General features: G+C 48.3%; 17 protein-coding genes and 2 pseudogenes. 18 read left to right on the top strand and 1 reads right to left on the bottom strand.

From position 1 onward, the window contains the following. Positions 1–373 precede the first annotated feature (373 nt). The 18 genes and pseudogenes from MJQ52_RS07575 (at position 374) to cyoE (ending at position 20,645) form a co-directional block, all read left to right on the top strand. Positions 374–655, top strand: coding sequence for a YfzA family protein (locus MJQ52_RS07575; protein WP_094247152.1), 282 nt, complete (start codon positions 374–376; stop codon positions 653–655). A gap of 892 nt (positions 656–1,547) precedes the next feature. After that, positions 1,548–2,531 carry a tRNA dihydrouridine synthase gene (locus MJQ52_RS07570; RefSeq protein WP_057080401.1) on the top strand — a complete coding sequence of 328 codons (984 nt, stop codon included), beginning with the start codon at positions 1,548–1,550 and terminating at the stop codon, positions 2,529–2,531. A 156-nt stretch (positions 2,532–2,687) separates the two neighbouring features. Next, positions 2,688–3,168: pseudogene (locus MJQ52_RS07565) on the top strand (DUF6884 domain-containing protein). Between the two features lie 275 nt (positions 3,169–3,443). Next, positions 3,444–4,445 (top strand): acetoin:2,6-dichlorophenolindophenol oxidoreductase subunit alpha, encoded by a 1,002-nt coding sequence (gene acoA / locus MJQ52_RS07560; protein WP_003155540.1) that lies wholly within the window; start codon positions 3,444–3,446, stop codon positions 4,443–4,445. A 1-nt stretch (position 4,446) separates the two neighbouring features. Next, positions 4,447–5,475 carry an acetoin:2,6-dichlorophenolindophenol oxidoreductase subunit beta gene (acoB, locus tag MJQ52_RS07555; protein WP_094247150.1) on the top strand — a complete coding sequence of 343 codons (1,029 nt, stop codon included), beginning with the start codon at positions 4,447–4,449 and terminating at the stop codon, positions 5,473–5,475. A gap of 14 nt (positions 5,476–5,489) precedes the next feature. Continuing rightward, entirely contained in the window at positions 5,490–6,683 is a 1,194-nt protein-coding gene (locus MJQ52_RS07550) for a dihydrolipoamide acetyltransferase family protein (protein ID WP_094247149.1), read from the top strand. Between the two features lie 14 nt (positions 6,684–6,697). Next, positions 6,698–8,077, top strand: coding sequence for a dihydrolipoyl dehydrogenase (gene lpdA, locus MJQ52_RS07545; RefSeq protein WP_094247148.1), 1,380 nt, complete (start codon positions 6,698–6,700; stop codon positions 8,075–8,077). Positions 8,078–8,183: 106 nt separating this feature from the next. After that, a complete protein-coding gene (locus MJQ52_RS07540) occupies positions 8,184–9,992 on the top strand; it encodes a sigma-54-dependent Fis family transcriptional regulator (protein ID WP_063637095.1) in 1,809 nt (602 codons plus the stop codon). A 65-nt stretch (positions 9,993–10,057) separates the two neighbouring features. Next, on the top strand, positions 10,058–10,240 hold the full coding sequence (locus MJQ52_RS07535) for an H-type small acid-soluble spore protein (RefSeq protein WP_003155535.1): 183 nt from the start codon (positions 10,058–10,060) through the stop codon (positions 10,238–10,240). A 170-nt stretch (positions 10,241–10,410) separates the two neighbouring features. Next, complete coding sequence (gene glvA / locus MJQ52_RS07530) at positions 10,411–11,760, top strand: maltose-6'-phosphate glucosidase (RefSeq protein ID WP_003155532.1); 1,350 nt, start codon at positions 10,411–10,413, stop codon at positions 11,758–11,760. A gap of 68 nt (positions 11,761–11,828) precedes the next feature. Then, positions 11,829–12,590 carry a MurR/RpiR family transcriptional regulator gene (locus MJQ52_RS07525; protein ID WP_007408530.1) on the top strand — a complete coding sequence of 254 codons (762 nt, stop codon included), beginning with the start codon at positions 11,829–11,831 and terminating at the stop codon, positions 12,588–12,590. 16 nt (positions 12,591–12,606) lie between these two features. Beyond that, positions 12,607–14,193 (top strand): alpha-glucoside-specific PTS transporter subunit IIBC, encoded by a 1,587-nt coding sequence (locus MJQ52_RS07520; protein ID WP_015388532.1) that lies wholly within the window; start codon positions 12,607–12,609, stop codon positions 14,191–14,193. A 137-nt stretch (positions 14,194–14,330) separates the two neighbouring features. Further along, positions 14,331–16,064 (top strand): ABC transporter ATP-binding protein, encoded by a 1,734-nt coding sequence (locus MJQ52_RS07515; protein WP_070081512.1) that lies wholly within the window; start codon positions 14,331–14,333, stop codon positions 16,062–16,064. Further along, positions 16,045–17,862 (top strand): ABC transporter ATP-binding protein, encoded by a 1,818-nt coding sequence (locus MJQ52_RS07510; protein WP_094247147.1) that lies wholly within the window; start codon positions 16,045–16,047, stop codon positions 17,860–17,862. The genes MJQ52_RS07515 and MJQ52_RS07510 overlap by 20 nt, the downstream gene beginning before the upstream one ends. A gap of 166 nt (positions 17,863–18,028) precedes the next feature. Beyond that, positions 18,029–18,433, top strand: a complete 405-nt coding sequence (locus MJQ52_RS07505) for a DoxX family protein (RefSeq protein WP_014304646.1) — start codon at positions 18,029–18,031, stop codon at positions 18,431–18,433. A 16-nt stretch (positions 18,434–18,449) separates the two neighbouring features. Then, complete coding sequence (locus MJQ52_RS07500; protein WP_094247146.1) at positions 18,450–19,307, top strand: VOC family protein; 858 nt, start codon at positions 18,450–18,452, stop codon at positions 19,305–19,307. Positions 19,308–19,385: 78 nt separating this feature from the next. Continuing rightward, positions 19,386–19,454: pseudogene (locus tag MJQ52_RS07495) on the top strand (hypothetical protein); the annotation flags it as partial. Positions 19,455–19,697: 243 nt separating this feature from the next. Next, entirely contained in the window at positions 19,698–20,645 is a 948-nt protein-coding gene (cyoE, locus tag MJQ52_RS07490; RefSeq protein WP_070081515.1) for a heme o synthase, read from the top strand. A 37-nt stretch (positions 20,646–20,682) separates the two neighbouring features. Here the strand turns inward: cyoE and MJQ52_RS07485 are convergent, their stop codons facing one another. Continuing rightward, positions 20,683–21,234 carry a PadR family transcriptional regulator gene (locus MJQ52_RS07485; RefSeq protein WP_012117104.1) on the bottom strand — a complete coding sequence of 184 codons (552 nt, stop codon included), beginning with the start codon at positions 21,232–21,234 and terminating at the stop codon, positions 20,683–20,685. Positions 21,235–21,372 lie beyond the last annotated feature (138 nt).

Raw genomic sequence — 21,372 nt, 5'->3', positions numbered from 1 at the left:
TGAGAGATATTGGAATTTCAACAACTGAACGAAGGTTCTGAAGTAGAAGCTGTAAAAGGCAAGGGTGCTTACTTACACTAATCACCAGCGGCAGTTGGCACATCGATAAAAGATCAAACACACTAAAAAAGCATGTTTGGTCGTTATACATAATATGAAAGCCTAAACAGGAAAAGGACCCCAATTATTTCTCTTGTTCCAAAAAAAGGAATAAATATGAGGCGGAACCGCAAGAGATAACAACTCTTACAGTAATACCTGCGATGGTTATATTCTTAATAAGTAATTATTGCGACAATCATGCTTCATCATATAATGATGTTAGATTGACACTAGGCTAAAAAGTATTGCAGAAAAGGAAATGGATAATGAAATGGGTAAAGTATATAAAAGAAGTTGGTTTCACACGTTGTTGGCATTTTTAATATCACAGCTTTATTTTAATTTTGTAGAATTAACGGGATGGGGTCCGAATTATAGAGAAATGAATGGATTCCCAGCAAACATAGTTGAACTGGATTTCTTTCAAACATATCTTTCATTCTATGATAATCCATGGTTTAATATTGTCACTGTTTTCTTGGGGGTTTTCACTGTTATACAAATCATTACAGGTATAACAAAGAATATTCGAAATGAAAGCAATAACTTCTGACGCCTTATTTAATGATGAAAGAAAATGAACACTTTCTTATTAATCTTATGAATGAAGACTGCGGCACTTAGTCAGCAGTCTATTTTATTGGTTTTGGATCAGGATTACCGGATCGTAACCTTATACAAATATATATAGGTGATTGTATAAAGATATTAACATATGGGCTTTGAAAGCCGATCGACCCTTAGTACATATACTGTATAGAGCCAGAAGCCACTTGCTGCGTTGGTTATTTCTAAACCATGAGCAAATCCGAAAAGATCCAGATTGAAGTTCTTGAATTCTGTTAAGTTCAAGTTTATTTTCTCTTCCCATCCTCTTTACTTCATGTGATTCACAATCGGCAAGTTAAGGCTTTTTCTTTTTACATTCTCTTCAGTACTCAGATATACCCCCCCCCCCCCAGCCCCATTTGCTTAATCAACTTATTTCTTGAAATTTGTTTTATGGTAATAGGGAGAACTCATATGATATTCTATTTAGGTTGGACTCCTTTTTATCCAAAAAGAGCAAAAGTAAGGCCGCTAAGAAAGATGAAGGTCAGCGCTAATCTTAATAAACCACAATATATATAAAAATTAGGTGTAGATAATCATCACACTTTTTTCTCTCTCAGACCCTTTTAAAGGTTAAGGAGTTGACTGAGTTGATCAGAAATGAACGATATGGGGTTAACTATAGCGATAGTCTATTACGTTAACTCAATTAATGTGTTCTACTCCAGTTTGCTTTTTCACTTTTTAAGGTGTAAAAAGTGAAATGTTCAAAATTTACTATCGTTTGATAAGAAGTGCTGACACATGCTATAAGTGTAAAAGAAGCATGGTCAGTTTTTAATTTTGGGATAAAGGTTTGGCTGTATCCCATCATGAAAGGATTTGGATTTGTTATGACAGATAATTTCTGGCGTGAATTACCGCGGCCATTTTTTGTACTGGCACCAATGGAAGATGTGACGGATGTCGTTTTTCGCCATGTTGTGAGTGAAGCAGGCAGACCTGATGTGTTTTTCACAGAGTTTACAAACTCAGAAAGCTATTGTCACCCGGATGGGAAGGATAGTGTACGCGGCCGTTTGACTTTCACGGAGGATGAACAGCCGATGGTTGCCCACATATGGGGAGATAAGCCTGAAAACTTTCGCCAAATGAGTATTGGGATGGCGGAATTAGGGTTTAAGGGCCTGGATATCAATATGGGCTGTCCTGTCCCTAATGTGGCGGGGAATGGAAAGGGAAGCGGCCTGATTTGCCGTCCTGAAGTTGCGGCAGAATTAATACAGGCGGCGAAAGCAGGAGGTCTGCCGGTAAGTGTGAAGACGAGACTTGGCTACACGGATGTTGACGAATGGCGCGGCTGGCTGACACACATACTGAAACAAGACATTGCGAATCTTTCTATTCATCTGCGTACAAGAGCGGAAATGAGTAAAGTAGATGCGCATTGGGAGTTGATTCCGGAAATTAAGAAACTTCGTGACGAGATTGCGCCAGATACCCTTTTGACGATCAATGGGGATATTCCTGACCGGGAGACCGGCTTGAAACTCGCTGAACAATACGGTGTTGACGGGATTATGATTGGACGAGGCATTTTTACTAATCCGTTCGCCTTTGAAAAGGAGCCGAGAGAGCATAGCAGTAAGGAATTGCTTGATCTTTTGAGATTGCACCTGGATCTCCATGATGAGTATTCAAAAGAAGAAGCTAGAGCATATAAACCGCTCCCTCGCTTTTTCAAGATATATCTCCGCGGATTCCGGGGAGCAAGTGAATTAAGAAATCAATGCATGAATACAAAGTCAACAGATGAAGTGCGTGCATTGCTCGATGACTTTGAGAGAAAGTATCTTGATGGGATGGAGCAAGAGTGACATAAACAACTCTTCATCCGGCCCGGAGTTCGGTTTGAATTCCGGGTTTTTTGTGTGCAGCTTTACCCAGACAGATCCATGGCCGGTTTCGTCATGCAGAAATAAACGAATAATGGTACATTGATAGGACATACATCATAAAGGGGGGAGAGAAAAATGAAACGACTGTGCATCATCCCCTGCGGCAAGAAAAAAAATTTGGGATGTCCATTCAGATACAGGGCCGGTAAGGGCGGAAGACGCTTATCTCAGCCCGTTTCATCAGGCGTGCGAGCGATATGCGAAAGCATTTTTCGATGAGTGGGTGATTTTGTCGGCGAAGTATGGATTTCTTCGTCCGGATGATACTGTTCCCGGAAATTACGATGTCACTTTTGGAACCGGTCACCCGGAGATCATGGCAGCGGACGAGCTGCGCCGTCAATTTCATGAAAAAGGCTTTTCCGACGTCGAAGAGCTTGTCATGCTTGGCGGGAAAAAATACCGAAGCGTTCTAAACGCCGTCATCGGAGAGCATCAGCATATCACCTGGCCTCTGTCATCGTATAAAGGCATTGGTTACATGCTTCAAGCACTGAATCGGGCTGTTGAAGAAAAGGATGAACTGCAGCGCGTGGATATGAAAAAAAGAGTGTAACCACTCAAACGCCGTGATAGACTGTATGCGGAAGAATGAAGCAATAAAAGATTTCCGAGGAAATAAATACGTCGATCATTGTCAAAGACAGGGTGATGCCCGGTCTTTTTTGTATGCCATAAAACGAGACAAAGGGAACAGATCGAGACAAAATGAGACACCTGTCTCAAACTGTCTCCATTGAAAAAATAAAAACATTCATTTTACGGGCTTCAAAGGCTGGCATGCTTCTTGCATTTATAAGTGTGAACCCTAAATAGAAGGAGGCGCACAAAATGGAATTGTTAAAACGAGAAGGCTTGTCATTAACTGAGGAAAAAGCGCTGTGGATGTACCAAAAGATGCTGGAAATCAGGGGCTTTGAAGACAAAGTGCATGAACTTTTCGCGCAAGGAGTGCTTCCCGGATTCGTCCATTTGTATGCCGGTGAAGAAGCGGTAGCTGCGGGGGTGTGCGCTCATTTAGATGATGGCGACAGCATTACAAGCACACACAGGGGACATGGCCATTGTATCGCCAAAGGCTGTGATCTGGACGGCATGATGGCGGAAATATTCGGAAAAGCGACCGGACTGTGTAAAGGCAAAGGCGGTTCTATGCACATTGCGGATCTTGATAAAGGCATGTTAGGCGCAAATGGAATCGTCGGGGGCGGATTTACGCTCGCATGCGGATCAGCGCTCACGGCTAAATATAAACAAACTAAAAATGTAAGCGTTTGCTTTTTCGGAGACGGAGCCAATAACCAAGGCACCTTCCATGAAGGGCTGAACTTAGCGGCAGTATGGAACCTTCCTGTCGTGTTCATCGCCGAAAACAACGGCTACGGCGAAGCCACGACATTTGAGTACGCGTCAGCCTGTGATTCAATCGCCGATCGGGCGGCTGCCTACAACATGCCGGGGGTCACGGTGGACGGAAAAGATATTTTAGCGGTTTATCAGGCAGCCGGGGAAGCGATAGAAAGAGCAAGAAACGGCGGAGGCCCGTCTTTGATTGAATGTATGACTTACAGAAACTACGGCCATTTCGAAGGCGATGCCCAAACTTATAAAACAAAGGATGAAAAGACTGAGCATCTTGAAGAAAAGGATGCTATCCAAGGCTTTAAAAACTATCTTCTAAAAGAAACAGATGCAAATAAATTGTCAGACATTGAACAGCGAGTCAGCGAATCGATTGAAAAAGCCGTCTCGTTCAGCGAAAAGAGTCCTTATCCGAAAGAGTCTGAGCTGTTGACAGACGTCTACGTGTCATATGAAAAAGGGGGAATGTGAGATGGCGAGAGTCATAAGCATGTCGGACGCGATCAATGAAGCAATGAAGCTTGCGATGAGAAGAGATGAAAATGTGCTTGTAATCGGTGAGGATGTCGCCGGGGGAGCGGCGGTCGATCATTTGCAAGATGATGAGGCATGGGGCGGTGTACTCGGGGTCACAAAGGGTCTCGTACAGGAATTCGGGCGCAGCCGAGTGCTGGATACACCGATTTCTGAGGCGGGCTATATGGGTGCGGCCATGGCTGCGGCATCCACGGGGCTGAGACCGATTGCCGAGCTGATGTTTAATGATTTTATCGGAACGTGCTTTGACCAAGTGATTAACCAAGGGGCGAAATTCCGCTATATGTTCGGCGGTAAAGCGCAAGTGCCGATCACCGTCCGCACCACATACGGAGCCGGGTTCCGGGCAGCGGCTCAGCATTCGCAGGCGCTGTATGGCCTGTTCACCAGCATCCCGGGTCTGAAGACGGTTGTGCCGTCCAATCCGTATGACGCCAAAGGTTTGCTGCTGGCGGCAATAGAAGACAATGATCCGGTATTCTTTTTTGAAGACAAAACGTCCTACAGCATGAAGGGCGAGGTGCCGGAAGATTATTATACAATTCCGCTCGGAAAAGCGGATATCAAACGCGAAGGCAGCGACATCACGCTGTTTGCGGTCGGCAAGCAGGTTAATACCGCGCTTGAAGCGGCTGCACAGCTTTCTGAGAAAGGCATCGACGCCGAGGTGCTTGATCCCCGGAGTCTGTCTCCTCTAGATGAGGAAGCGATTTTCACATCGTTAGAAAAAACAAACCGGCTGATCATCATTGACGAAGCCAATCCGCGCTGCAGCATCGCCACGGATATTGCTGCGATTGTCGCCGATAAGGGCTTTGATTTGCTTGATGCGCCGATTAAGCGGATTACAGCGCCGCATACACCGGTGCCGTTTTCGCCGGTGCTTGAAGATCAATATTTGCCGACACCAGACCGTATTGTCAGCGTCACACTTGAATTGCTTGGCGAGCCGGCAATGAATTAAAGGAGGGATATAGAATGGCTGTAAAAGTAGTAATGCCGAAGCTTGGAATGGCGATGAAGAAAGGTGAAGTATCCGTCTGGAATAAAAAAGTCGGCGACCCGGTTGAAAAGGGAGAGAGCATCGCCAGCATCAACTCGGAAAAAATAGAAATGGAAATAGAAGCGCCTGAAAGCGGCACGCTTCTTCACATTAAAGTCAAAGAGGGAGAAGGAGTCCCCCCGGGAACGCCCATCTGTTATATCGGGGAAAACGGCGAAGAAGTGCGGGAGAAGGAGGCACCGGCTCCTGAAAATGCAGGGAAACCGCAAGCTGAACCTGAACATATTCCCGCTCCCAAAGCCGGGCAAAAGCGTAAACACCGCGTGAAAATATCTCCCGTTGCCCGAAAAATGGCGGAGAAAGCCGGGTTGAAAGTTGATACGCTGAACGGGACGGGTCCCGGAGGCCGAATTGTAAAAGCTGACGTCATCAAGGCGATGAAGACGGAAGCTGAACCGCAGTCTTCGGTTCAGACGGCACAGCCGGAGGAAAAACCGGCTTCAGCGATGAGAAAAGTGATTGCAGACCGAATGCACAAAAGCCTGCAAAACAGCGCCCAGCTGACGTTGACGATGAAAGCGGACATTACGGAGCTTGTAAAATGGCAGCAGCAGCTCGCCGACAGCGCGAAAAAGCGGAGCGGTGTTAAACTGACGGTCACACATTTCGTATCCCGGGCCGCGGTGCTTGCGCTGAAACAGCATCCTGAGCTGAACAGCTCTTATCAAGAGGAGCGGATCATCACCTATCCATATGTCCACCTCGGGATGGCGGTTTCTCTTGAAAACGGTCTCGTCGTGCCGGTGATCCGGGATGCGGAAAAGCTTTCATTCCTTGAGCTTGCGGATCACATCAGCACATCGGCACGCCGGGCGCGGGAAGGCAATGCTTCCGGAGATGACCTGCACGGATCGACATTTTCTATTACAAATCTCGGGGGTTACGGAATTGAGCATTTCACCCCGATTCTTAATTCGCCTGAAGCCGGTATTCTCGGAGTGGGCGCAAGCTATGAAACGCCGGCATTTAAAGGAGATGAGCTTGTCAAAAGCATCATGCTGCCGCTGAGTCTTACCTTTGATCACAGAGTATGTGACGGCGCCCCGGCTGCGGACTTCCTGAAAACGGTCAAAGCGCTGCTTGAAGAGCCTGCCGGTTTGATTTTATAGAGAGAGGTGAAAAAATGAAACTAGCCATTATCGGCGGCGGGCCGGCCGGATATGCAGCTGCCGTGACTGCCGCGCGGAGAGGAGCAGAAGTCGTTCTGATCGACAAAGGGCCGCTCGGAGGCACTTGTCTCAATGAGGGGTGCATCCCGACAAAGTCGCTTTTGGAAAGTGCGAATGTGCTCGATAAAATCAGGCATGCAAATACATTCGGCATCGAACTGCCGCAAAACATTACACTCAATTGGAACCGCATGCAGGGGCGCAAACGGCAAATCGTCAGCCAGCTCGTGCAGGGAATTCAATACTTAATGAAAGCAAATCAGATTAAAGTCATCAGCGGGACAGCCTCATTTCTCACAGAGCAGACATTGCTTGTTGAAGAAGAAGGAGGCGCAAAAGACATTCTGGAAGCGGACCGGATATTGATTGCATCCGGATCTGAACCGGCGGAGCTGCCGTTTGCCCCATTTGACGGCGATTGGGTAATCGACAGCAAAGATGCGCTTTCTTTACAGAAAATCCCTTCGTCTCTGCTCATTGTCGGGGGAGGTGTGATCGGCTGCGAATTTGCCTCTTTATTCAGCCGGTTTAAAACGAAAGTGACGGTGATTGAATCGGCTGACCGGCTGCTCCCGGCAGAAGACGGGGAAATCGCCGCCGCTTTCGAAGACTCTTTAAGAGACAGCGGGGCTGATATTCAGACAAAAGCCGCCCTTCAGCGGATTGACAAAGAAAGGAAAACCGCCGTGTGGACAAAAGACGGAAAAGAAATTGAGGCTCAGGCTGATCACATTTTGGTTGCAATCGGCAGAAAGCCGCGTTTGCAAGGGGTGAATTTGGATCAAGCCGGCATCCGGTATTCTCCGCGCGGGATTGAAGTCAATGACCATATGCAGACCAATGTGCCTCATATATATGCGTGCGGCGATGCGGCCGGAGGGATGCAGCTAGCGCATGCCGCCATTCATGAAGGAATCACAGCCGCCGCGCATGCCTCGGGAAAGGACAGCAAAGTCAATATGCGGGCGGTGCCCCGCTGTATTTATACATCGCCGGAAATGGCAGCTGTCGGGCTGACGGAAACACAGGCGAGAGAGACATACGGAGATGTGAAAATCGGAGAATGCTCATTTTCTGCTAACGGAAAAGCGTTAATTAAGCATCAGTACGGCGGCAAAATGAAAATCATTGCCGAGCCGGAATTCGGAGAAATCGTCGGGGTGTCAATGATCGGGCCGGACGTGACGGAATTGATCGGTCAGGCGGTCATGATGATGAACGGTGAAATGACGGCGGATATGTCGGAGCACTTTATCGCGGCGCATCCGACTCTGTCAGAAACGCTTCAGGAAGCCCTGCTGAATGTCACCGGACTTGCGGTGCATTCCGTATAACCGGAATACCCTTTCTCAGATGAGAAGGGGTATTTTTCGTTGAAAGCGCTTTACTTTTCCCCTACAATATATGAAAAGATGGTCTGAACAGGGGGGAGCGAATACAATGAATGTCATTCGGAATGATTTTAAAACCTGGAAGCGTTTTGTGAAAGAAGGCGTGCTCGATGAATCCCGTATTCAGAAGCGGGTGGCCGCTTCATGGCACCGCTGCAAAAAAGCCGACGTCAACCCGTATCTAGAAAAGGGACCGAATGTAATGCCGGCAGATCATTTAGAAAGGCAGGCCGAAAAGCATGCGTTATTTTTAGCGGCCTCAACGCCGCACGCAGAAAGAATGAAAACGGCGATGCGGGAAATGGAAATGATGGTTCTTCTGATTGATTCTGACGGCGTTGTCCATTCAGTTGACGGCCACCCGCGCACCATTCATGAAGCGAACCGCATCAATTTCTTAAAAGGCGCCCGCTGGACGGAAACGGCCGTCGGCACGAATGCGATCGGGACAGCTCTTTATACAAATGAACCGGTCATGATACACGGCTCTGAACATTATTCGCTCGCTTCTCATCAATGGAGCTGTTCCGCCGCGCCCATCCGTTATGAAGACGGGCGGCTGGCGGGTGTCATTGATATTTCCTGCCCCGCCGCCCGCGCTCAGCCTTTTATGCTCGGAATTGCCTCCTCCATCGCTTATACGGCGGAACGGGAGCTTGCCCTAAAGATCAAAATGACAGAACTTGACATGATCAGCAAATTCGCCGGGCTTACCCGGTCTCACGATCCGATCGTGCTTTGCAATGAAATGAGCCGGGTTATCGCCGCAAGCCGTCCCGTTCAGCATTTTACCGGACATATGCTGCGCGAGCTTGAGGAACAGGGCTATCATATCAAGCAGACGAAGCGGGAGGAGAACGGCTTCTCATGCATTTACTTATCTAAACGAGAAGAAAAGCCGTCGTTTATATTTCATGGTGCGGCAGGCAAAAGCCCGTCATCCCGACATATGCTCCAGCAGCTGGAGCTTGTCGCCCGAACGGACGCAACCGTTTGTCTTACGGGAGAAACCGGGACGGGAAAGGAGATTGCCGCCCGGGCGATTCACAACAACAGCTCCAGGAAAAACGGCCCGTTTATCGCTGTCAACTGCGGGGCGGTCCCCGAAAAGCTGATTGAAAGCGAACTGTTCGGCTACTCGGAAGGCGCCTTCACCGGAGCCAAACGGAAAGGACATAACGGCGCTTTGCAAAAAGCCGATAAAGGCACGCTTTTCCTCGATGAAATCGGAGAAATATCACACTCCATGCAGGTCGCTCTGTTACGGGTGCTGCAGGAGCGGAAAGTCACCCCGGTCGGCGGGACAAAAGAGATTCCCGTTGACATCAGAATTATCACTGCCACCCACACTGATCTGAGACAGCTTGTCGAATGCAAAAAGCTGAGAGAAGATTTATTTTACCGGCTTCACGTCTGTCCGATCCACCTCCCTCCATTAAGAGAACGCACCGAAGACATTCCCGGCCTCTTCCTTGAATTTCAGCGAAATCGCGGCTGGCGGGGGGAGCTTCCTGATGATTTTTTAGACCTATTAAAGAGCCGGAAATGGCCGGGGAACATCAGGGAATTGTTTAATGTATTTGAACGTCTTTCCGTCATGTTCCCGGACGGACGGCTGTCAGGGCGCCCCATCGCAGCCCTGCTTGAAGCGTCAGGTCTTAAAGAGGCGGCCGAGTCTTATGAACAGGAAGAAGCGTCCCCTGTCTCCATCCGGGAGCACATTCAGAAAAACATCATCGTAAACGCGCTTGAATCAGCGAAGGGGAATGTTACACAGGCCGCCAAAATGGCCGGAATCCCGCGGAGCACGTTTTACAAACGCCTCAAAAAATTCAAACTCACCGCCGGACAATTGTAAGAAACAAGCATACTTCTCTTGGCTGCCGGACACGTTATGTGTGAGGCCTAAAGGAGGTTTGAGACGTGAATACACAGCGTGCGAAAGACATTTCGGAATCCGCCGCCATGGCGTATGTGACGTATGAAGGAGTTCCGATTTATATTCAGCATGTCAACGAAGACAAGGAAACAGCCAGGATTTTTCCGATCGGAAATCCACAATTTGAGCAGGAAGTGCTGCTTTCTGATTTACAAGAGCATTTTTGAGAAGGGGTCTGCTGATGACAGCAGGCCTTTTTTGTACCTGTGGGAACTTTCCCGATTTTTGAGAAAAATAACTAAAAATGATCAAATGATCTAACTCCTCCAAACCCGGTACAGATCGGACCTTCTCATGATATAAATAAAATGTAAACGTTATCAGAGGAGGGCTTCACATGACAGACAAATCATTCTCAATCGTTATTGCAGGCGGCGGCAGCACATTTACCCCCGGAATTGTATTAATGCTTTTGAACCACCTGGAAGAGTTTCCGATCAGAAAGCTGAAACTTTATGACAATGATAAAGAAAGGCAGGAGCGGATTGCGGGTGCGTGTGAGGTATTCATAAAAGAAAAAGCGCCGGACATTGAATTTTTGGCGACTGATGACCCAGAGACGGCTTTTACGGATGTTGACTTCGTCATGGCGCATATCCGCGTTGGAAAATATGCGATGCGCGCACTCGATGAACAAATCCCGCTGAAGTACGGCGTGGTCGGCCAGGAAACATGCGGGCCGGGCGGAATCGCATACGGCATGCGCTCTATCGGCGGTGTTCTGGAGATTCTTGATTATATGGAAACGTACTCGCCTGACGCATGGATGCTGAATTACTCCAATCCGGCGGCGATTGTGGCCGAAGCTACACGGCGCCTCAGACCGAATTCAAAAATATTGAACATCTGCGACATGCCGGTCGGAATTGAGGATCGCATGGCGAACATCCTCGGATTATCTTCACGAAAAGAAATGAACGTCCGTTACTACGGCTTGAACCACTTTGGCTGGTGGACGTCCATCACCGATCGAGAGGGCAATGATTTAATGCCGAAGCTGAAAGAGCATGTCCGTGAATACGGCTACGTTCCGAAGACGGAGGCCGAACAGACTGAAGCAAGCTGGAATGACACATTCAAAAAAGCGCGCGACGTACAGGCGGCTGATCCGGATACGCTTCCGAACACATATCTGCAATATTACTTATTCCCGGATGATATGGTGAAAAAATCAAACCCGAACCATACGAGAGCCAACGAAGTCATGGAAGGGCGGGAAGCTTTCATTTTCAGCCAATGCGATATGATTACGCGCGAACAATCATCGGAGAACAGTGAAATTAAAATTGATGATCATGCTTCCTATATCGTCGACCTTGCCCGGGCCATCGCTTACAACACAGGGGAGAGAATGCTGTTAATCGTTGAAAATAACGGCGCGATCGCAAACTTTGATCCGTCAGCCATGGTTGAGATTCCTTGTCTCGTAGGTTCAAACGGACCGGAACCGCTCTCAGTCGGGAACATACCGCAATTTCAAAAAGGCCTGATGGAACAGCAGGTGTCTGTCGAAAAACTGACGGCTGAAGCGTGGGAAGAGCGGTCGTTTCAAAAGCTGTGGCAGGCGCTGATCCTGTCAAAAACAGTGCCGAATGCCCGTGTGGCAAGACTGATTCTTGAAGATCTGATGGAGGCTAATAAAGACTACTGGCCTGAGCTTGATGTAAGCCCGTCTCCTATTTCCTGATGACAATCTTCCCCGTTTTCTTTATCTGTTATTCTATATAATAGAAAGAAAACGGGGGGATTTTTGGGATGAGTCTTGAAGAACTGGTTAATCAGCATTACGCGAAATTAAATGACAACGATTTTTATATTTTAAAATATATATTGAATCATAAGCATACGTGCTACCATCTCGGTATCAATGACATGGCGAAAGCCTGCAATGTCTCTCGGTCTTCCATCCTGCGGCTCGCCCAAAAACTGGGCTTCAGCGGCTATAGTGAATTCCGTGTTTTTCTGAAATGGGAGGATCAGCCTGAAGAGGGCGAGAATATGACGTTTGAAAAGCTGCTGGATGATATTGAAGCCAATGTAAAATACGTGAAGTCAAAAGATATGACGGAGATGTGCCGGCTGATAGATGAAGCAAAACGGATTTTCGTTTACGGATCGGGGACGGCTCAGAGGGTGTGCGCCCGTGAGCTGCAGCGGATGTTTGTATCCCGGCGGAAGTATCTGATTTTAATTCAGGACATCACAGAGTTTGATATCATGTGTGATGATTTTAAGGTTGATGACGTATTCATCATTATTTCTTTATCAGGCGAAACACCCGAATTAATTCCGCAGGTAAGGACCCTGTCCGCAAAGGGAGTTCCGTTTATTTCAATCACCAATCTGAAAAACAACGTCCTGGCGCAAACGACGCCGTATAATCTTTATGCGACCAGCAAGCCGGTGACGTTAAGCGATAAAACGGAAATCGTCGCATTTGCCCCGTTTTTTCTGGTGGGCGAAGCGTTATTCCGTGCATATGTTGATTATAAAGAGCTCGAAAATTTTGATAAATAGCGGGAGGTCACGTGAAATGATGCAAAAAGTCCAGCGCTTCGGCAGCGCGATGTTTGTGCCTGTTTTGTTATTTGCATTTTCCGGTATTATTGTCGGTCTGAGCACGCTGTTTAAAAATAAAACGCTGATGGGGCCGCTGGCTGATCCTGACGGGCTTTGGTATCAATGCTGGTACGTCATTGAACAGGGCGGCTGGACCGTCTTTAATCAGATGCCGCTCCTGTTTGCGATCGGCATACCTGTCGCCTTAGCGAAAAAAGCGCAGGCGCGGGCTTGTTTGGAAGCGCTTACAGTTTATCTGACATTCAATTACTTTATCAATGCGATTCTGACGGTTTGGGGCGGGGCTTTTCATGTCGATATGACTCAGGAAGCCGGCGGAACGAGCGGGCTGACGATGATCGCCGGGATCAAAACGCTTGATACGAATATTATCGGCGCCATCTTTATTTCATCTATTGTCGTGTATTTGCACAATCGTTATTTTGATAAAAAACTGCCGGATTTTCTGGGGATTTTTCAAGGCTCTTCCTACATCGTTATCATTTCTTTCTTCATTATGATACCGATTTCACTTGCGGTGGCATACGTATGGCCGATGGTTCAGTCCGGAATCGGCTCGCTGCAAAGTTTTCTCGTTTCTTCCGGGGCGATCGGCGTGTGGATTTACACCTTCCTGGAGCGGATTTTAATTCCGACCGGCCTGCATCATTTTATTTACTCGCCGTTTATTTACGGTCCGGCTGTGGCTGAAGGCGGTATCGTCACCTATTGGGCCCAGCATCTCGGGGAATACTCTCAAAGCGTCAAACCGCTGAAAGAATTGTTCCCGCAGGGGGGCTTCGCGCTTCACGGCAACTCGAAAATCTTCGGCATTCCGGGAATCGCGCTCGCTTTTTACGCCACGGCTTCAAAGGAAAAGAAAAAAATCGTCGCCGGCCTTTTGATCCCGGTCACCTTGACGTCCATTGTCGCAGGGATTACAGAGCCGATTGAATTTACATTCCTTTTTATCTCGCCGTTTTTATTTGCGGTTCATGCTTTGCTTGCCGCTTCCATGGCAACCGTCATGTATATGGCCGGCGTCGTCGGAAATATGGGAGGCGGTTTGATCGAAGCTGCGACCTTGAACTGGATCCCGCTGGCGTCAAGCCACGGCTTGACGTATGTATACCAGATCATCATCGGGCTGTGTTTTACCGCTGTTTACTTTTTCGTCTTCCGTTTCCTCATTCTCAAATTCAACATCGCCACACCGGGCAGAGAAAAAGAGGAAGGGCAGGAAACAAAGCTTTATTCGAAAAAGGAGTACAGAGAACGGAAGCAGGCTTCAAAAGAAACGGCTGCGGCAGACGAAACACAGCGGGATACAGCCGCTTTGTATATTGAAGCGCTGGGCGGAAAGGACAATATTACGGAGGTCACCAATTGCGCCACCCGTCTACGCGTCACTGTCGCTGATGAATCAAAGGTCAAAAGTGACGCCGATTTCAGAGAGCTGGGAGCCCACGGCGTCGTCAGAAAAGGCAGGGCGCTTCAGGTCATTGTCGGATTAGGCGTTCCGCAAATGCGGGAGCGCATTGAACAGCAATTGGATCAATAAGGTCAAAACCTTCCCCTCCCCGGGAAGGTTTTATCTTTTTCGCAGATTATTAAAAAAACGGCACACCAAATTTCTTTATTCATTTGCCGGAAAGGCATAAAATAATAATATTGAACAAAGGATTTGGAGGCTTACACATGTCAAAGGCTTTATCATATGTAAAACCGTATTCCCTTTTGGCGGGAATCGCTCTGTTTTTCATGCTCATCGAGCTTGCGGTAGAGCTGATACAGCCCCTGCTGATCGGGAAAATCATTGACGAAGGAATTTTAAAGCAGGATCTCGGTACGGTTTGGCTGTGGGGCGGCGTGATGATCGGACTGACCGCGGTTTCATTCGCATCGGGAATTTTAAATTCATTCTACTCCGCCCACATCAGCCAGAGCTATGCGTATGATACGCGAAAAGGGCTTTTTCAAAAAATTCAATCCTTCTCTTATTCGACGTTTGCGCAATTCTCATCCACATCGTTTATCACCCGGCTGACAAACGATGTGACGCAGGTCCAGAATATGCTTTTCATGAGTCTCCGGTTTATGCTTCGTGCGCCGTTAATGATCGCGGGCGGCATTATTCTCTCGCTGACCGTCAATGTGAAACTCGGGTTTTTTCTGCTGATCACGGTGCCGATTTTGCTTTTGTTTTTGCTGTGGGTGCTGAAAAGAGGCGGCGCGCTGTTTCGGTCTGTGCAAAAGCGGCTTGATCAGGTCAACACGATCATGCAGGAAAACCTGACGGCGATCAAACTGATTAAAGCGCTCCTCCGTGCAAACCACGAAGTGAAACGTTTTTTGAAATCGAATACGAAGCTGATGGAAAAAACGGTCTCCGCTTTTCGTCTCGTGGAAGCGGCGATGCCGATTTTAATGCTGCTGATGAACAGCTGCATTTTGTTTATCTTATGGTTCGGCGCCAAAAGCATTGCTCAGGGCGGAGCGCAGGTCGGCGATGTCGTTTCCGTCATTAACTATGCGACGCGGATTACAGGCGCGCTGTCCGTCCTGCCATTTCTCATTATGGTATTTTCCCGGGCGAAGGCTTCCGGAGAAAGAATCGGCGAGGTGCTGGAAACAGAAGGCGGCGAGGGAACGGGGCACGACCCGGCACGGGCGCTTGCAGGCGGGATTGAGTTTCGCGAAGTGTCCTTCCGCTATCCGGACATGGAAAAAGACGCGCTGCATCACGTGTCCTTTTCTGCCAGCCCGAGAGAAACGGTTGCCATTATGGGCGCGACAGGTTCAGGGAAATCAACGCTTTTTCAGCTGATTCCGCGCCTGTACACGGCTGATTCGGGCAGTATTTTCATAGACGGCAAACCGATCGGTGAATTCTCCGCTTGCGGGCTGCGCAGGGAAATCGGCTATGTGCCGCAGGAAGTGCTTCTGTTTTCGGGCACAATCCGTGAAAATATCGCCTGGGGACGGGAGGATGCTTCACTAGATGAAGTAATGGAAGCGGCCAAAGACGCGCAAATCCATGACACGATTATGAAACTGTCAAACGGATACGACACGGTGCTGGGACAGCGGGGCGTCAATTTGTCAGGCGGGCAGAAGCAGCGGATTTCCATCGCGCGCGCTTTTATCAGAAAGCCGTCCCTCCTGCTGTTAGATGACAGTACGAGCGCGCTCGATCTTCAAACGGAAGCGAAGCTTTTACAAGCCATCAGATCCTATGAATGCACGACACTGCTTATTACGCAGAAAATAACGACCGCGATGAAGGCTGACACCATCTTATTGCTTGAAGACGGCGAACTGCTGGCAAAAGGCACGCACAAAGAGCTGATGGCACAGTCTCATCTGTACCGGCAGATTTATGAATCACAATTCGGAAAGGAGGGAGCTGACAGTGGAGAAAGACATTCGTAAACCTTTCCGATATCCGAAAATACCGCTCAAACCAAATGAAGGCGGCAGAAAACGCGCGAAAGCAAAAGATACAAAAGGCACGCTGCGCAGAATCTGGTCGTATGTAGCCGAGAAAAAAGGGCTTTTAACCCTTGTGATCATCATGGTAGTCATAAGCGCCATATTCGGCCTGCTCGGACCGTTCGTCATCGGGAAAGCAATTGATCATTTTATCGTCGGACGGACGACGGACGGATTGGCGGGGGTGCTGTTCTTGCTGTTTGGGATTTACCTCGTGCAATCATTGTCCTTATGGTTTCAAAACTATTGGATGATCAATATTTCGCAAAGCACCGTGTTTAAAATGCGGAGCGAACTGTTCACCCATCTGCATGAGCTGCCGATACCGTTTTTTGATAAACAGCGCCTCGGCGACTTGATGAGCCGGGTTACCAATGATATCGAAAATGTCAGCTCCACTTTAAATACATCCGTCATTCAAGTGCTGTCGAGCGTCATTACATTCGTCGGCACAATCGCCGTCATGCTGTACATGAGTCCGCTTTTAACATTGATCACGCTTTTGATTATTCCGATCATGCTTTTGAGCATTAAATGGATCACCAACCGGACGGGACTCCTGTTTAAGCAGCAGCAGAAAAACCTCGGCGAGCTGAACGGTTTTATTGAAGAGTCGATATCAGGAGCGAAGGTCATTAAAGCCTATTCGAGGGAAGACCGCGTCATGGAGCAATTTTTAGAAAAAAACGCGGCGTTACAATCATCAGGGTTTTGGGCGCAGACAATTTCGGGATTCATTCCGAAAGTCATGAACTCTTTAAACAATTTAAGCTTTACGATTATAGCGGCGGTCGGCGGGCTGTTTGCGCTGAAGGGGTGGATTTCGATCGGTTCCATCGTCGTATTCGCAGAATACTCGCGGCAGTTCACGCGCCCTTTAAATGATTTAGCCAATCAGTTCAATACGATGTTATCGGCCATCGCCGGGGCTGAACGGGTGTTTGACGTGCTGGATGAAAAAGAGGAGCGGGAAGATGAAGAGCATGCGACGCACCAGCCGATCAAAACGGGAGAGATTGAATTCCGAGATGTCTCCTTCGGCTATCAGGAAGACAGCCTGATCTTAAAACATCTGTCCTTCAGCGTTCCGAAAGGACAGTCAATCGCCTTCGTCGGACCGACCGGAGCGGGTAAAACGACCGTTACGAGCCTGATCGCCCGCTTTTACGAGCCGAATAACGGGAAAATCCTCATCGACGGAACGGACATCAAAAAACTGACGAGATCCAGTCTGAGAAAAAACATGGGGTTTGTCCTGCAGGATTCCTTTCTCTTTCAGGGCACCATCAGGGAAAATATCCGTTACGGCCGTCTGGATGCATCTGACCAAGAGGTGGAGGCAGCCGCAAGAGCCGCCAATGCCCACGGATTCATCGAACGGCTCCCGAAAGGCTACGATACCGTCCTTACCCAAAACGGCGCGGGCATCAGCCAAGGACAAAAACAGCTTATTTCCATCGCGAGAGCTGTGCTGGCGGACCCTGTGCTGCTCATTTTGGATGAAGCGACGAGCAACATTGATACGGTGACGGAAGTGAAAATACAAGAAGCGCTCGGCCGTTTAATGGCGGGCAGAACAAGCGTCATCATCGCTCACAGGCTGAATACGATTCAAAAAGCCGATCAGATTCTTGTGCTGAAAGACGGCGAAATGGCTGAAAAAGGAACCCATGCCGAATTGCTCAGCCAGAACGGGTTTTACCGGGAATTATATGAAAGCCAGTTCCGGGAATCATAGATAGGGAAAAAGACCTCCGACAGAGTGCGGAGGTCTTTTTTTGCGAAGACAAATAGTACTTTTAAGTTATTTTCGTTAAATGTAACAAAATTACTTGACGTAAATAAGTTATGTATATATACTAGCTTACATAAAGTAAGTGATAATAATTTTCAAGGAGGATTTTATGAATAAATCATTCGAAACAGGAACACTGCTTTTAAGGGTTGTAACAGGTATTATCTTTTTTGTTCACGGTTTATCCAAGTTTCAAGGGTTGGAAGGAACTACGCAATTTTTCCAGAGCATCGGGCTTCCGGCCTTTATGGTCTACGTCATCGCGACGATTGAGCTTGTCGGCGGGGTTCTGATCTTTTTCGGTTTGGCGACGCGCATAATCGGCGTTCTGTTTGCCCTCACATTAGTCGGCGCCATCTTCACGGCGAAGCTTTCCTCACCATTTATGGGCGGATCGGAATTTGATTTCATCTTACTGGTTGCGTCAATTCACTTAGCGCTTTCAGGAAGCCGACTGCTTTCATTGGATCAGCTCCTTTTCAAATCAAAAAAGGGAGAAACTTTTTCAGCATAAGAAAGAAGGCGTTCAAATGACCGGCATTCATCAAGATACGGCAATCGGTTATGTCAAATTGACCATTAAAAATATGGAACGGTCGCTCGGCTTTTATCGGAATGTCATCGGCCTTCAAGTCATCTCGCAGACAGATCGTTCTGCAGAACTGTCAGCAGACGGAAAACGCGTCCTGCTGGTGCTTGAAGAAAATCCGAGCGCCGTCGTTCTGCCGGAGCGGTCTGTCACCGGCCTTTACCATTTCGCGATACTTCTGCCTGACCGGAAAGAACTCGGCATCGCATTGGCCAGGCTGATTGAAAACGGCATCGCGCTCGGGCAGGGGGATCACGCAGTCAGTGAGGCTCTTTACCTGTCTGATCCGGACGGCAACGGCATTGAAATATACGCCGATCGTCCCCGCAGCACGTGGCGCCGGGATGCAGAGGGCAATTACGTCATGCAAACGGCGCCCGTCGATGTGGATGGGCTTTTGGAAGAAGCCGGAGCTGAACGGAAAAGCCGTCTCCCGGAAGGAACCGTAATCGGTCACATCCATCTTCATGTGACGGATTTACAGGAAGCCAAAGCGTTTTACACCGATATCCTCGGTTTTGACATTGTCGGCAATTACGCGGGCATGTCCGCTCTGTTTGTTTCAGCGGGAGGGTATCACCATCACATCGGTCTGAATATATGGGCCGGAAAACATGCGCCGCCGAAACCGGGAAATGCAAGCGGGCTGGATTATTACACCATCGCGCTGCCGCATCAAAAAGAGCTGTCACGTGTGACAAAAGCGCTGACCGATGCCGGCTTTGAGATCGAAGAAAAAGAAGAGGGCGTATTCGTCAAAGACCCTGTATCAGGGGCGGATATCGCATTTACACTGTAAGAAACAACCCTTGCCGTCTAACCGGCAAGGGTTTTTATTTTTCCGAAGTTTTCTTGGGAAGGCTCGGGAAAGAAGAACGTCGATTTGCAATATACACACGGCTTTTGTGTGACTGAAGAGAGCGAACATCTCAGTGAGGCGCAAAAATGATGCGTGGAGCCCGCCATCGCCTGCCCGGGCTCAGGGCATCCGCTGGATTGAAAATGGTGTCCGTTCGGCGGATCAGGGAGCAGTATGGGCAGACTTTGAATAGAAAAAGGGAAAAGCCGCATCCGGTCACAAGATGCGGCTTTTCATATACAATTTACAATTGTGTGAAAAATGCCCAAAATAAATTGTGCTTCCTGATTCTTCCTGATATGATAAGCCGAAAAAGGAGAACCTCAACAAATGAATTCAAATGCAGCACAGACGGAACAGTCTATGAAGCATAACGGAAACCGGATGACGGTCAAGGACTTTATCATTCTTGCCAAACCGGGGATTATCATCTCAAATTCACTCGCCGCATTAGGCGGATTTTGGATCGCGTGGCTTCAGTCGGAAAGGACGGGCGGAGGGCCCGGTATATTTGCCGCCATGGCGGTTGCCATGATCGGAACGGCGTTAGTCATGGCGTCAAGCACTGTTTTTAATAACTTCTTTGACCGCGGCATGGACGCAAAGATGGCGCGAACCCGCACCCGCGCCAGCGTCACGGGAAAAATACCGCCGACGGTCATGATCCTGTACGGCACATGTCTCGGCGCATGCGGATTCATCATGCTTGCTTCGCTTAATGTACTGACCGCCGTTCTTGGCCTGCTTGCATTTTTGCTGTATGCCGTCGTTTATACGCTTTGGTTTAAAAGACAATCCGTCTGGAGCACATTTGTCGGCAGCTTTCCCGGGGCGGCTCCGCCTTTAATCGGTTATTGCGCGCTGGCCGGGTACATTGATATGCCCGCGATTTTGTTATTCGCGATTATGTTTTTGTGGCAGCCGCCGCATTTCTGGGCGATCGGAATCAGGCGAAAGGAAGAGTATCGTGCCGCCGGCATTCCGCTTTTGCCGATCATAAAAGGCAATCGCGTCACAAAAATAAAAATGCTGCGCTATATCGCCGTTCTGACTGCGGTTTCGCTGCTCGTTCCTCTTTATATAGACGTCAGCCCGTTTTATACCGCAACCGCTCTCCTGCTCGGGGCCATCTGGCTGTACCGGAGCGTCAAAGGCTTTCAGGCGGCGGATGACACGCAATGGTCGAAGGGGATGTTTTTTTATTCGATTGTTTATTTCAGTCTGCTTTTTCTTATTTTAATGGCTGATTCGTTTATCAATGCGGTTCTCAGAACGTAAACAGGCGGCCTGCAGATACAGAGCCGCCCCGTTTTGTTTATGCTTTTTTGATGAGAGCCAAAATATCTTCAAGCCAGGAAATATAATTCCGTTCCCGCTCAAGCGCTTTTGTCAGCACGAGATAATGGCCGAAATCAGGAGAAGAAAATGAATCCGCCTCCGCGGACGATGTCATCAGTTCTTGATAACTGTTTTCCAGATCGGACAATTTCTCCTTCCGTTTTACGAGCTGATCGGTGAATAGCTCATCAGCTTCTTCCTGCGTCAAAGCTGAGATGAAATAAGCCTTCAGCATAAATTCATCCTTCACCGTTTCCGGAATCGGGTCTTTTTTCGTCAGCCAGGCAGCAAGCTCCAGCTCTCCCTTGTCAGTCAGCGTGTACATTTTTTTCTCAAGCTTCGTTCCTTGAATCGCAGTGCGAAACGTAATAAATCCCTCAGCCGTCAGTTTTTTTAATTCCGGATAAATCTGGCTGTGCTTTGCGCTCCAAAACTGGCCGAGCTCTTCCTTAAAATAGCTCGATATATCATATCCGCTCAATTCGCCTTTTCGCAAAAGCCCTAAAATCGCGTACTTTAAAATTCTCATGTTGTCCTCCAAGCCCATTCATTTGACAGCTAGTATACCATACGGCCGCTTAAAAACGCAGAAGCGCCGGATGCTTGTCATTGAATCCGCGGCGGCAAAATCAGCAAAATATGCAGAAAGGGGTTATCGAAACGGCAG

This window comes from Bacillus sp. jun7 (assembly GCF_051034795.1).
GTDB classification, from domain to species: Bacteria; Bacillota; Bacilli; order Bacillales; family Bacillaceae; genus Bacillus; species Bacillus velezensis.
This window is presented reverse-complemented; position numbering and strand designations above follow the sequence as displayed.